The organism is Rhizobium rhododendri (genome assembly GCF_007000325.2).
Lineage (GTDB): Bacteria > Pseudomonadota > Alphaproteobacteria > Rhizobiales > Rhizobiaceae > Rhizobium > Rhizobium rhododendri.
In genome coordinates, this window is record NZ_CP117267.1 from 1,657,575 (window position 1) to 1,669,767 (window position 12,193).

Genomic DNA, 12,193 nt, shown 5'->3' on the forward strand with positions numbered 1-12,193 from the left:
ACAGTACTGCGCAACCGGTCGACGGCACAGCCGCCGGCCGGTTTTCTTTTGTCCTGAAGCCAATGGCCAAGCGCCGGTCGTGACGATAAAAGGGGCAATCCAAGGAGTCCCTCGCCCATGAAAATCGCCACCTGGAATATCAACGGCATCAAGGCCCGCATCGACAACCTTTGCCAGTGGCTGAAGGATTCCAGTCCCGATATCGCCTGCCTGCAGGAAATCAAATCAGTCGACGAGGGCTTTCCGAGGCTGCAGCTCGAGGAGCTCGGCTATCATGTCGAGACCCACGGCCAGAAGGGCTTCAACGGCGTCGCGATCCTGTCGAAGCAGAAGCCGGATGCGGTGATCCGTGGCCTGCCGGGTGACGACACCGACCAGCAGTCGCGCTTCATCGAAGCCTCCTTCTCCATCGCCGGCGACCGGACGCTGAGGGTCGGCTGCATCTATCTTCCGAATGGAAATCCCGTCGATACCGAAAAATATCCCTACAAGCTCGCCTGGATGGAGCGCCTTCAGGTGTTTGCAGCCGGTCGACTGGCGCTGGAGGAGCCGCTGATCCTTGCTGGCGACTACAATGTCATCCCGGAGCCGCACGACTGCTTCGATCCAAGGGTCTGGGCGAATGACGCATTGTTCCTGCCGCAGACGCGCCAGGCATTTCGAAGACTGGAAAATCTCGGCCTCACCGACGCCCTGCGGGCGACAAGCGATCAGTCAAAGCTCTACACGTTCTGGGATTATCAGGCCGGTGCCTGGCCAAAAAACAACGGCATCCGCATCGATCACCTGATGCTGTCACCCGAAGCTGCCGACAAAATGACCTCGGCGACAGTTGAGAAACACGTTCGCGCCTGGGAAAAGCCGTCCGACCACGTCCCCGTCGTTGCCCATTTCGATTTTGCGGGCTGAGCGGCAATAACCGTCCGCCCCATCACTCCGGAGCGGTCACGTCGAGCTTGTGGGCCATGACGACGGCGTTGCGGCGGTCGTTTTCGTTGGCGACGGAGAAAGCCTGCTCCTGCAGGTCTTCCATCCACGGACAATCCTTCGGCTTGCACTTGTCGAGAGCCGCCGTCATGAACGCGAGCCCGCGTGTCGACTGGCCTTCCTGGAACAGGATGTTGCCGAACACGGCCATGGCACCGGGATGGCCGCTCTTGCGAGCCTGATTGAGCCACTTCTTCGCCTGCTGGACATTCGACGTGCCGCCCTCGCCCGACAGCATCATCTTCGCCAGCTGAAACTGTGCTTCGGCGATACCGAAGGTCGATGCGACCTGGAAATACAGCTGGCGCGCCTGGTTCAGGTCCGTCTTGACGGGGGTGTTGGGAATTCCGCTCTTGTAATAGTTGGCGAGAGAAAGCAGCGCATTGATGAAAAAGCCGGTGTCTTCGGACCCGGGCTCGACGCCTTGCTGGGCGATCTCATTGTAGATCTTGAAGGCCTCGAAGTCATCCTGTGCAACGCCGTCGCCATCGGCATACATGTTCGCAAGTGCCCATCGCGAGCCGGTATGGCCCTTCTCGGCCGCATATTTGTAAGCCTCGACGGCTTCTTCCTTCTGCCCGTTCTTGTAGGCCTTGAAGCCGAACTTGAAGAGGTCGAAGGGTCCCGATTCCTTTGAGACGCCGGCATTGATATCAAAGGCCAAGGCAGGTGCCGCAACGGCAGCCGGCACGATCAACGCCATGCCAAGCCACATAACTCGTACTGATGGAAACTCGGATCTAAGCATCACAGTCGATTTCTTTCGCTCTATCCGGATACGCCACGATCAACCCCTCGTCACCGTTCAGCGCCGGATAAACTCCCACAAGCCGCCTACACCGGCCCGCATTCCATTCCGACCGGACCTTGAGAACGCCCCCGCTCCAGGATCCACTCGCCGCTTGTCCATGCGCTGCGGCAAGCCGTTTCCAAACTTCGGAAACATTTGCCGCCTCGCCATTCGTCACATTTTCAACCGTATCGCGAAATTGTGACCAAACCAGCGTAGGCACGTCCAACGAAGCATTTTTTGGCTCTTCAAACGCCAAATAATTCCTCGTTCAGGATCGATAGGCAGACTTTCGAATATTCAAAAAGCACCATGGCAACAAAACGTTACACCCGTTAGCTCGAAGTCACTCGAACCTCAGTCATGACACTTGTCTCACACTCTCCGAAATCAGCCTGAAGATCCCCACTGCACGTTTTCAGACGGGCTCGCCCTGAGCCCGCGCTTATCGGTGCGCTCTATTTGTGGCGGGAAATGGACAGATTTCCCGCAGGAGCGGGCAACGTAAACGGTTGCAAACGAGTGTTGCGATTTCGTCACAAAATGGCGCAACGGCGCGAACGTGCCCGCCCGGAACAACTGAAAGGAGCGAGTACATCCTGGCACAAACGGTGGTTGAGACAGCTAGAATTTGACCTTGACCGACGTCGAAAGGGCGCCGACGAAATCGTTGCCGTAGCGATAGGTGACATCGTCGCCGTAGGTCACGCCACCGGAGGTAACGGTCCCGGACTTGCCTGAAGTTAGCAGACCGACAGCGCCGGCAAGCCGGTATTCGACATGCTCGGTCGGCGAGAAGGAAAGGCCTGCCCCGAGCATCCAAGTATCGGACGACAGGCCATAGCCCTGGCTCGTGCCCTGGTCCCAGGTGAGGCTGACGGCGCCGCTCCACTGGGCATTGAACTTGTGGCCGATGCCGCCGCTCAACGTCCATCCGTCCTTGTAGAGGAGATCGAGGGAGGTCAGTTCCGCGGCGCTGCCCGGCCTGCAGGCGACAACTCCGCGCGTCGATTTCGGACAGAATGCGATACTCTGCAGCGTGCTCCAGTTGGTCCACTTGGCAGAACCGAACGCCAGCCAGTCGGGCGCGATGCCGGTCTGCAGCTTCAGCTCCAGCGAATCCGGCGCCGTGGCCGATCCGTAGACGGGCGTGACCGTGCCCACCGCCGGATTACCCGGGACTGCAATCTTCGGCACGGATGTCAGATCCACCGTGCCGGACAGATTGTCGTACTTGACCTGGCTGTTATAGACGAGGCTGGCCCGCATGGCGTATTCGGGGATCTCGTAGGCAACGCCCGAACGCCAGCCCCAGCCGCTGTCGCTGATATCGAGACGACCCATGCCGCTGTAGAGGGACGACAGCGACGCCGGCAAGGGCACCACCAATTCTTCCTTGAATCCACCGACCTCCTGGTAGAAGCCACCGCCGATCAGCCGCAGCTGGCCCGGACCTGCATCGAACTTGTAGGAGCAGGTCAGGCCGTAGTTGTGGCTGTATATCTTTTCGTCGCTGTTATAGTTGGCACCGGCCCAGTTTGTCCCGGGATTGGAATGGGCGCCGAACGGCTCGGAGTAGTCGGCCAGGCAATCGACATCGTCTGTGATACCGATCTTGATGCCCACGGAAGGCACGCCAAAATTGGGACCGTCGCTGACGGACTGCGGGCGATTGTTGAGGTTTCCATCACGTGGATTGATGTCACGTGCATTGGTCAGCTTGCGCTCCGGCATCACGAACGTGACTCCGCCCTCGAAAGCATAGCGTGACTTATCGAACAGCAGATCTATGTCATAACCCGCGCGCTCGATGCCTCCGGCCGCTGCGGAGCTGACGAAGCTACAGCCGGCAAGCAGCACGAGGGCGGCCTTGGCCACTGCACGATGTCCCATTACACTTCCCCGGTACCCAACTGCGGCAATCTTACGGTCATCGCAAGAATAGGCAACGTAACGATAAGCCCGTGATATCAATACTGGAGCGCGCTCCACGAGAAGTAGCGGCATCCTATCGCGTGAATATCACAAAGCGCAAAATTTTCTTCCCGAGAATGTATCGTTTAGTGCTTGAACTAGATTCTCTTTCTCTGACTTGCGCGCGATGTATCAAACGGATCACAGCAGCGAAATATAACCACCCCCTTAAAATGAGGGGTTTGATATTCAACCCGAGACTATACTTTGAATGTAACCAATCCACCTGAAGTCGAATTTTCTATGGATTCAAGAAGGGCGCACCCCTTTCGTGGCACGCCCTTTGTAATTCCACCGAACGATTCTAAACGGTCGTAGCAATCAGCCGACTTCGCTGAGCCTTGTCAGGGCGACCTTGAGGCTGGCGAGCTGGCTCTGCAGCTCCTCCAGCCGTTCGCGTTCCGCAGCCACGACTTCGGGGTTGGCGTTGGCAACGAACCGCTCGTTCGACAATTTCCCGACGATGCGATCCGCCTCGGCCTGTGCCTTGGCGACAGCCTTTTCAAGCCGGCTCCGCTCGGCGTCGATATCGATCAATGTGCCCAGCGGCAGACATGCAGTCGCCTCGCCGATGACGATCTGTGCCGAGCCCTTCGGCGCAGCTTCGGCGAGCGAGATAGCCTCGACGCGGGCAAGCCGCTTGATCGCCGCATCGTGGCGGAACAGCCGCTCGCGGGTGACGCCATTGGCATCGACGAACACCAGCGGCGCCGTGGCTGCCGGCGGCACGTTCATTTCCGAGCGCACAGAACGGATGCCCGAGACGAGGTCGATCAGCCAGTTGATCTCTGCTGCCGCGACATCGTCCGCATAGGACGGCACCGGCCAGTCTGCGTGGCAGATCAATCCATCGCGCTCCTTGCCCTCGCCAGCTGTGTGGGCCCAGAGCTCCTCCGTCATGAACGGCATGAACGGATGCAGAAGCTTGTAGATCTCTTCCAGCACGTAGGCGCTGCAGCCCTGCGCTTCGACCTTGTCAGCCTCTTCCTCGCCCATGAAGACGGGCTTCAGCAGTTCCAGGTACCAGTCGCAGAACTGGTTCCAGACAAAGCGATAGAGAGCGCCGGCCGCGTCGTTGAACCGGTAAGCCTCCAGCGCCTCCGTGACATCACGGGTGGTGCGCGCCAGTTCCGTCAGGATCCAGCGGTTGACCGTCAGTTCGGCCGCCTCGGGCACAAAATGCGCGCCACTGGCAGCGCCGTTCATCTCCGCGAAACGCGTCGCATTCCACAGCTTGGTGCCGAAGTTGCGGTAGCCGGCGATGCGCGCCGGATCGAGTTTCACGTCGCGGCCCTGCGCTGCCATGATGGCCAGCGTGAAACGTAGCGAGTCGGCGCCGTACTCGTCGATCAGTTCCAGCGGATCGATGACGTTGCCTTTCGACTTCGACATCTTCTGGCCGCTCTTGTCGCGAACCAGTGCGTGAACATAGACCGTATTGAACGGCTCTACCCCGTTGCCGGCGTCGTCCTTCATGAAGTGCAGGCCCATCATCATCATTCGGGCGACCCAGAAGAAGATAATGTCGAAACCGGTGACCAGCACGTTGGTCGGATAGTAGCGGGCAAGCTCGGCCGTCTGCTCAGGCCAGCCGAGCGTCGAGAACGGCCAGAGGGCGGACGAGAACCAGGTGTCGAGCACATCCTCGTCGCGGATGAGGATTTCACCCGGCTTGAAGTTCTCCAGTTTCTCCTCGACCCAGGCCTTCCAGACACCTTCGTGAGACAGGTAATGCTGGATCGCCGCCTGCAGCGCCTCTTCCTCGGTCTTTTCGACGAAAACCTGACCATCCGGGCCATACCAGGCCGGGATCTGGTGACCCCACCAAAGCTGGCGCGAAATGCACCAGGGCTGGATGTTGTCCATCCACTCGTAATAGGTCTTGTCCCAGTTCTTCGGCACGAAATTGGTGCGGCCTTCGCGCACGGAGGCGATGGCCGGCCCTGCCAGCGTCTTCGCATCGACGAACCACTGGTCGGTCAGCATAGGCTCGATGACGACGTTCGAGCGGTCGCCGAACGGCTGCATGATCTTCTTGGCTTCGACGTAGGGAATATCGTTGCCGTCGGCATCCTTGACGGTAACCGCCAGGCCCTCGGCGTTGATCGCATCGACGATGCGCTTGCGGGCGACGAGCCGGTCGAGGCCGCGATATTCTTCCGGTACGAGGTTGATGTCGTCGATTTCGGATTCCGTCGGCATGTCGCCGCCGCGGGCAATCGCCTGCGCCTGGGCAGCGCAGACTGCGTAGGGCTCGCCGTCATCGCGCATTTCGGCGCGGCCGTTCATCAGCCGGTAGAGCGGGATGTCGTTGCGCTTGGCGACCTGGTAGTCGTTGAAATCATGGGCGCCGGTAATCTTCACCGCGCCGGAGCCAAAATCTGGTTCCGGATATTCGTCGGTGATGATCGGGATCAGGCGGCGATGCTCCTTCGGCCCGACGGGGATTTCACAGAGCTTGCCGACGATAGGTGCATAGCGTGTATCCGAGGGGTGAACGGCCACGGCACCATCTCCCAGCATCGTCTCCGGCCGGGTCGTCGCAATCGAGATGTAGTCGCGCTCCTCCTGGAAAGTGACGTTACCGTCGGCATCCTTCTCGACATAGGTGTATGTCTCGCCGCCAGCCAGGCGGTATTTGAAGTGCCACATATGGCCGTTGACTTCGCGGCTTTCGACCTCGATGTCGGAGATTGCGGTTTCGAACTGCGGGTCCCAGTTGACCAGCCGCTTGCCGCGATAGATCAGGCCCTCCTTGTAGAGCGACACGAAGACCTTGAGGACGGCTTCCGACAGCCCCTCGTCCATGGTGAAGCGCTCGCGCGACCAGTCGCAGGAGGCGCCGAGGCGCTTCAGCTGGTTGAAGATCAGACCGCCCGACTCGTCCTTCCATTCCCAGACCTTGTCGATGAAGGCTTCGCGGCCCATGGCGACACGGCCGGGCAGCTGCAATTCCTTCAGCTTGCGCTCGACGACCATCTGCGTGGCGATGCCGGCATGGTCCATGCCTGGCTGCCAGAGCACGTCCTTGCCGCGCATCCGCTCGAAACGCACCATGATGTCCTGCAACGTGTTGTTGAGCGCGTGGCCCATGTGCAGCGAACCGGTGACGTTCGGAGGCGGAATGACGATGGTGAACGTCTCGGCTCCCGGCTTGGCATTGGCACCAGCGCGAAACGCGTCGGCCTCGTCCCATTTCTGGGCGATTTTCGGCTCAACAGCGGCAGAATCATAGGTCTTTTCGAGCATTTTGGGACCGGATCTAGAGTTCGATGATGCCGGTTGGTAAACAGGATGGCCGTCGGCAAGTCAATAAAAAAGCCGCCCCGTGCCCGGAGCGGCTGTTGTCGCCAGGTGTCGGGAAAAACTAGCGGCGGGGCCCGCGGGCAACCCGCTCGATCTCCTCGCGTACCAGCTTTTCGACCAGCGTCGGCAGGTTGTCGTCCAGCCATTCCTGCAGCATCGGCCGCAGCATGTCCTGGGCTATGTCGTCGAGCGAGCGGCGCTCGGCGCCAAGCGCTGCGGCAAGCTCGTCGAACGAACGCGCAACCTGCTCGCCGGTGGCTTCAGAGACCAGCATCTTCTGGGCCTCTTCATGCAGCTGCGGCAGGAACCGGTCATGCTGCTCAGCAGGCGCGACATAGGCGGCTTCCGGCTCGACATGAACCGGCTGCGGTGCAGTGGCGCGCTCGGGCTGCGGCTGTGTCCGGACACCGGATGGCATGTCAGGCGCCCGAGTGACCTGTTCGACGACCTGCTGCACAGGCTCGACCGGCCTGATGTGCACGACCACGTCGGACATCTCGGCCGCAAAATCCTGCGACACGGCGGCCATCGGTTCACGTTGCGTATGCCGCACTTCCGCCTCGGCGGCATCGGGCTGCATCGCATGCGAGCCAAGGCGCACCTCGGCGAGACGGGCGGCCATCGCCGGCGGCAATTCGCGAGACGGCGCCGCTTCACGCGACGCGTTCATCTGCATGGAATTGCGATCGGAAGCGGCACGCACGCGGGCTGCCACGTCGGCGAGCGACATGGTGCTGCGCGGCGCTGCATCCGGATCGTGGCCGGCCGAATTGGCGGCAACGAACCGCGGGTCCTGGGGAGCCGGCATCGGCGGCATGTCGTCGAGCGCGCCTTCGAACTCATCGTCGACGGTCAGATGGATGTCGTTGTCATCGTTTTCCGCAGCTTCGTACACCGGCGGCATCGGGGCCGACAGGGAAGGACCACCGCCTGGCTCGTTGCTTTCGATGATCTTGCGGATAGAGGCAAGAATCTCTTCCATCGACGGTTCACGCGCAACATTGGACTGAGCCATTTTCATCCCCGTTATCCTGCAGAAAGGACCGAAATGCCAGCGCGCCAGCCATTCGAATCATCGCTACCTTAGGATACTCTCCGGGGGAAAAAAATCACCGCGAATCGACTAAGTCCGCTGATGCACAGTTTTGTTTACCTTGTCCAGAGCCGCACGCAAAAGCAGCGGCTATGGAAAAACTGCAAATGAAAACGGGCACCCAGGGTGCCCGTCCGAAAGATCGTCAACCCATGGTATTGCTCAGAAGACGAATTCCTTGACCTTGGCAAAGCCCGGCAGCGCCTTCACGGAAGCGTTGAAAAATGCGTTTTCCGAGATTGCGCCACGTTCGCGCACGAACACCGAGGCACGCGCCGAATTGCCGAAACCCTTGACGACGACGAGACGGCCATTGTCACGCAACTGCTCGAAAAGATCGGAGGATACTTCTTCGACCGCGCCGTTGACGAAGATCAGATCGTAAGGCGCCCCGGCCGCATGGCCCTTTTCGAGCGCACCCGTCGCCACCGTGACATTGCCATAGCCAAGCGCCGAAAGCGTTTCGCGCGCCTGCGACGCCAAAGCGCCGTCGCATTCGAGCGCGACGACCGAGCCCGAAAGCAGCGACAGCAGCGCCGAGGTGTAGCCCGTCCCGGCACCGACCTCGAGGACGACATCGTCCTTGCCGATTGCCGCAAGCTGCAGCAGCTTTGCCAGCGGCGATGCCTGCATCAGGTACCGGGGCGGATTGCCGTCACGAGCAGGACAGATCTCGACGTCATTATCAATATATGCCAGCACCTTGAGCTTTTCCGGCACGAACGCTTCGCGCGGCACGGCGAGGAAAGCGTTCAGCACGGAGTGCGAGGTCACATCCGTCGTCCTGATCTGGCTCTCGACCATCTTCAGCCGCGCGGTTCCGAAATCCATCATGCTGTCCCGCCCCATCAAAAGCGATTATCCGTGCACCGTCTTAATCGCCACCGCGAAAGCTTTCAAGGCGTGGATGTGGACCGGAGGGAAATTCGTGCGGGGGAGCGCAGTTGGCGAAGCGGGCGGGAACGTTGCCTGCAATCCGCTACCTAACTCAAAAGCATGATCAGATTTACGACGCAAACATTCAATGATCTGCCATTTACTATTGTTTTGTCGGCATTTGGTAAAAAGGCGAAGGTAACGGCTTCTCCTTCGGCAAATTATCTTGCACCGCCTTCAGCAAAGCGTCGAATTTTTCGTTTGTATCAGCGGTTAGAGTTTCAACGCGCTTGTTTAGTGCGTCGTAGTGCGCGTTCATCGCGTTGATTGGAGGCGTCATTTTTTCGACGGCGTCTTGTGAAACTTTTTGAGCATCCATTCCCACGCTGAACCACTGGCCACCATAAGCCATAATCGCAACAGTCAAGCCGAGAGCCGCAATGGCCGTCACAATGACTGTCATTTTCGTGCCGTTGGTGGTGGTTTCCAGATGACCCATTTTAGCATTAATGAGCTTTAACTCACCGAGCAACTCAGCAAACTTTGTGTCAGTTCTCGCCTCTGCAGCTGCAATTTTCGCATCCACTTCGCTCATACCACCGTTTGCCCCCCCACCGCCGATGCTTTGCAACGGGCTTTTATTTTCAACCACCAACTTAACCATTTGGATTTGCTTCCAGCCAACTTATGATTGTGGCCATCGAAAATGTCTTCATATTCCCGCAATTAGCACACGATATTATCGAAACGGGTATTTTAAATGTTTCATACCCGGTGCTGTCTGTCACAGAGAAGCCAGTAACGTACTTCTCGGAGTTAGTCATAACACTCCAAAGATCAGTTCCGCATGCTTCGCATTTAAGGTCTTCGAGCTTGTTCTCAAAAAACCTAGTCACCTCGGTTGCAGGAGGATCAAGCTTGATTTTTGTCTCAGTCATTTGATCACCGGTGAACGCTTCGGTTTAAGTTGGCAGACCAAGTCCAACGTTGCAATCCACGTCGCAGGGATTCCCCGCTTTCCGGTCGAAATCCTGGAAACCAAGGAGGAGCGGCTTGCTAGATGTCAGCAATATGCAAAGCTGCCAATAACAACTGGCGTTGATCTAAAAAATTGATTTCACTGATAAAAAAGTGGAGGCCTCGCCCGGAATTGAACCGGGGTACGAGGATTTGCAGTCCTCTGCGTCACCACTCCGCCACGAGGCCATCCGTGTGTGGTCGCGGCGATTTAGACTAGCTCTAGACAGAGCGCAAGACCATTCGCCGCCAACGGGATAATTTTTCGTGCCCTTCGCGGCCCAGATCGGCTGTCCTTGCTAGCCCTGCCGCAGCGAAGCGATGCGGCTTTTCCGGGCAGCATACACTATTTGTTGTCCGGCTGACGCTTGCGGCCCCACCACACCGACATGCGACGGCGCCAGCGGCGGACGGTGGCGCTGTCCTGAGAGAGGATGACGAAACCGAGCGGTATCATCCAGAATCCGAGAATCGGCAGGAAGCCGAGGCAACCGCCGCCGATCAGCGCCGTGCCGACCGACATGCGCGCCAGCCGCGATTTCGGCAGCGGCACGTGCACGGAGCCGAGCACCAGCTTGCCGCGTGCGTGATCGACGCCAAAACGTTTTTTCGGCCTGGGGCGGCGCGTGGCGTCCGCATGCGGTGGGTTCGAAGCATCATTCATCCACAGGAAATGGGGATATGGGCGATTAATGCAAGCCGATGGGCGATTTTTGAAAAAACCGCTTGGCAAATCGGGAAAGCATTTGTATTAGGCCACTCACACCGCGCCAAGCGGTCTTCCCTGGTAGCTCAGCGGTAGAGCATTCGACTGTTAATCGACAGGTCGCCAGTTCGAATCTGGCCCGGGGAGCCAAATTATAAAAAGCCTTTGCAGAGATGCAGAGGCTTTTTTCTTTTTCGGTGCAATGGTTTCCCGCTTCCCATTCACACGTTGGGTGAAATGCCCGAGATCGCTACTTCCCAAAAATGAACCGCTACCATGCTTCATGGCACATTGCGCTCTCACACACGACCTGCAACCAGTTGACTACAACTGGACAGGTCACGGGGCGCCCCCGAATGATCGCCAAAAGCCGTTGCCGCGTCGCCCGAGGAGCGTGAGAATGAAATTTGTGCCTTTGCTTGTCGCTGCCGTCTTGCTCTCTCCCGGCCTTTCGCTGGCGGCACAATGTACACCGAATGACGCCTCGGCCCGGATTCTGGCATCCCCAAACCCGGACGACATCCATCCGGACTGGAGCGACGGCTCGACTATCGGGTTAAGCTGGACCTTCGAAGGTAAGGAAGTCGGCGACAGCGGCGACTACATGAAGGGAAAGCTAATTTCCCCGCGTGGCGATGTCACCAACAAGGGTGTCTATATTATTGCCCGCGAATGGGATTGCGCCGAATAGGCGCTGCGCCGAGCCCGCCACGTTGCAGAACCGAGCCCGATTTCCCGTTGATCGAACGGGCAAAGCAGTGGAGGATAGCGCCAGTTCAGCGTCCCGCGCCAAGACCCGCTGGCGGCGTCTGCAACATTTCGTGTCCCAGCAGGAATCGATCCCTTGATCCAGACATCCCTCCCCCGACTTCGCGCCCTCAGCCTTGCCGTTGGCACCTTCGTCGCTCTTGTGCTGCCGCAGACGGCTGCGATGGCGGCGCCCAGCTGCTGGTCGCTGTTGCAGAGCAAATACGGTCCCGGCATCCTGAAGGCCGCCGACGAAGCCGATCCCTGCGCCAAAATTCCCGGTTTCGACAAGAAGGAGCGCTTCAACCTCACCGGCCTCGATCTCTGCACCGCGCCGGATGGCGTGCAGATCAACGCCCAGGCTGACCTTGCCTGCAAATCGAGTTCGCACGGACTTCTCGGCGGCATCGATATGAAGGGCAAGCTGCAGGCATCGATGTCCGTCGATATCGGCGCCTGCAAGGTCACCGACGCCCGTGTCAGCGTCAGCGGCCCCGTCGGCGAATTGCTGAGCTCGGTCGGCGATATCCAGAATCTGGCGCGCAATTTTGCCCAGAAGAAGATATCAGAGGTCTGCGGCCCCCACTAGCCACGTGCTCTGAAAAGCGGCGGCCTGCACCTGCAAGCGGTCAGCCACTGTGGCAAACTGCTGCGCCGTTGCCGTTTTGTACTCATCCCCTCTTCACTTTCCGCCTTC

The 12,193-nt window shown here is 59.1% G+C and carries 10 protein-coding genes and 2 tRNA genes; 4 read left to right on the plus strand and 8 right to left on the minus strand.

From position 1 onward, the window contains the following. The first annotated feature begins 117 nt into the window (after window positions 1–117). Window positions 118–909, plus strand: a complete 792-nt coding sequence (gene xth, locus PR018_RS08180; RefSeq protein ID WP_142823051.1) for an exodeoxyribonuclease III — start codon at window positions 118–120, stop codon at window positions 907–909. A gap of 22 nt (window positions 910–931) precedes the next feature. Here the strand turns inward: xth and exoR are convergent, their stop codons facing one another. The 8 genes from exoR to PR018_RS08220 all read right to left on the minus strand — a co-directional run bounded on the left by exoR (window position 932) and on the right by PR018_RS08220 (window position 10,707). Beyond that, window positions 932–1,735: an exopolysaccharide production regulator ExoR gene (exoR, locus tag PR018_RS08185; protein WP_142823052.1), complete on the minus strand. Its 804-nt coding sequence runs from the start codon at window positions 1,733–1,735 to the stop codon at window positions 932–934. A 666-nt stretch (window positions 1,736–2,401) separates the two neighbouring features. Then, window positions 2,402–3,670: an OmpP1/FadL family transporter gene (locus tag PR018_RS08190; protein ID WP_142823053.1), complete on the minus strand. Its 1,269-nt coding sequence runs from the start codon at window positions 3,668–3,670 to the stop codon at window positions 2,402–2,404. Window positions 3,671–4,072: 402 nt separating this feature from the next. Next, window positions 4,073–7,000 (minus strand): valine--tRNA ligase, encoded by a 2,928-nt coding sequence (locus tag PR018_RS08195; protein ID WP_142823054.1) that lies wholly within the window; start codon window positions 6,998–7,000, stop codon window positions 4,073–4,075. A gap of 118 nt (window positions 7,001–7,118) precedes the next feature. Beyond that, window positions 7,119–8,072: a DUF2497 domain-containing protein gene (locus tag PR018_RS08200; protein ID WP_142823055.1), complete on the minus strand. Its 954-nt coding sequence runs from the start codon at window positions 8,070–8,072 to the stop codon at window positions 7,119–7,121. A gap of 240 nt (window positions 8,073–8,312) precedes the next feature. Then, window positions 8,313–8,984 carry a protein-L-isoaspartate O-methyltransferase family protein gene (locus PR018_RS08205; protein ID WP_142823056.1) on the minus strand — a complete coding sequence of 224 codons (672 nt, stop codon included), beginning with the start codon at window positions 8,982–8,984 and terminating at the stop codon, window positions 8,313–8,315. 205 nt (window positions 8,985–9,189) lie between these two features. After that, window positions 9,190–9,690: a hypothetical protein gene (locus tag PR018_RS08210; RefSeq protein ID WP_142823057.1), complete on the minus strand. Its 501-nt coding sequence runs from the start codon at window positions 9,688–9,690 to the stop codon at window positions 9,190–9,192. A gap of 468 nt (window positions 9,691–10,158) precedes the next feature. Further along, window positions 10,159–10,232, minus strand: a tRNA-Cys gene (locus tag PR018_RS08215). A gap of 157 nt (window positions 10,233–10,389) precedes the next feature. Then, window positions 10,390–10,707 (minus strand): hypothetical protein, encoded by a 318-nt coding sequence (locus tag PR018_RS08220; RefSeq protein ID WP_142829174.1) that lies wholly within the window; start codon window positions 10,705–10,707, stop codon window positions 10,390–10,392. 117 nt (window positions 10,708–10,824) lie between these two features. Between PR018_RS08220 and PR018_RS08225 the strand changes: the two genes are divergently transcribed. From PR018_RS08225 to PR018_RS08235, 3 genes are all read left to right on the plus strand, one after another. Next, window positions 10,825–10,899 (plus strand) — tRNA-Asn (locus PR018_RS08225). A gap of 250 nt (window positions 10,900–11,149) precedes the next feature. Beyond that, window positions 11,150–11,440 carry a hypothetical protein gene (locus tag PR018_RS08230; RefSeq protein ID WP_142823059.1) on the plus strand — a complete coding sequence of 97 codons (291 nt, stop codon included), beginning with the start codon at window positions 11,150–11,152 and terminating at the stop codon, window positions 11,438–11,440. 153 nt (window positions 11,441–11,593) lie between these two features. Next, on the plus strand, window positions 11,594–12,085 hold the full coding sequence (locus PR018_RS08235; RefSeq protein ID WP_244615254.1) for a hypothetical protein: 492 nt from the start codon (window positions 11,594–11,596) through the stop codon (window positions 12,083–12,085). Window positions 12,086–12,193 lie beyond the last annotated feature (108 nt).

What these genes read in the sequence shown, in the direction of transcription:
- xth (WP_142823051.1), top strand. Translation starts at nt 118, where the DNA reads ATGAAAATCGCCACCTGGAATATCAACGGCATCAAGGCCCGCATCGAC.
- exoR (WP_142823052.1), bottom strand. Translation starts at nt 1,735, where the DNA reads ATGCTTAGATCCGAGTTTCCATCAGTACGAGTTATGTGGCTTGGCATG.
- PR018_RS08190 (WP_142823053.1), bottom strand. Translation starts at nt 3,670, where the DNA reads ATGGGACATCGTGCAGTGGCCAAGGCCGCCCTCGTGCTGCTTGCCGGC.
- PR018_RS08195 (WP_142823054.1), bottom strand. Translation starts at nt 7,000, where the DNA reads ATGCTCGAAAAGACCTATGATTCTGCCGCTGTTGAGCCGAAAATCGCC.
- PR018_RS08200 (WP_142823055.1), bottom strand. Translation starts at nt 8,072, where the DNA reads ATGGCTCAGTCCAATGTTGCGCGTGAACCGTCGATGGAAGAGATTCTT.
- PR018_RS08205 (WP_142823056.1), bottom strand. Translation starts at nt 8,984, where the DNA reads ATGATGGATTTCGGAACCGCGCGGCTGAAGATGGTCGAGAGCCAGATC.
- PR018_RS08210 (WP_142823057.1), bottom strand. Translation starts at nt 9,690, where the DNA reads ATGGTTAAGTTGGTGGTTGAAAATAAAAGCCCGTTGCAAAGCATCGGC.
- PR018_RS08220 (WP_142829174.1), bottom strand. Translation starts at nt 10,707, where the DNA reads ATGAATGATGCTTCGAACCCACCGCATGCGGACGCCACGCGCCGCCCC.
- PR018_RS08230 (WP_142823059.1), top strand. Translation starts at nt 11,150, where the DNA reads ATGAAATTTGTGCCTTTGCTTGTCGCTGCCGTCTTGCTCTCTCCCGGC.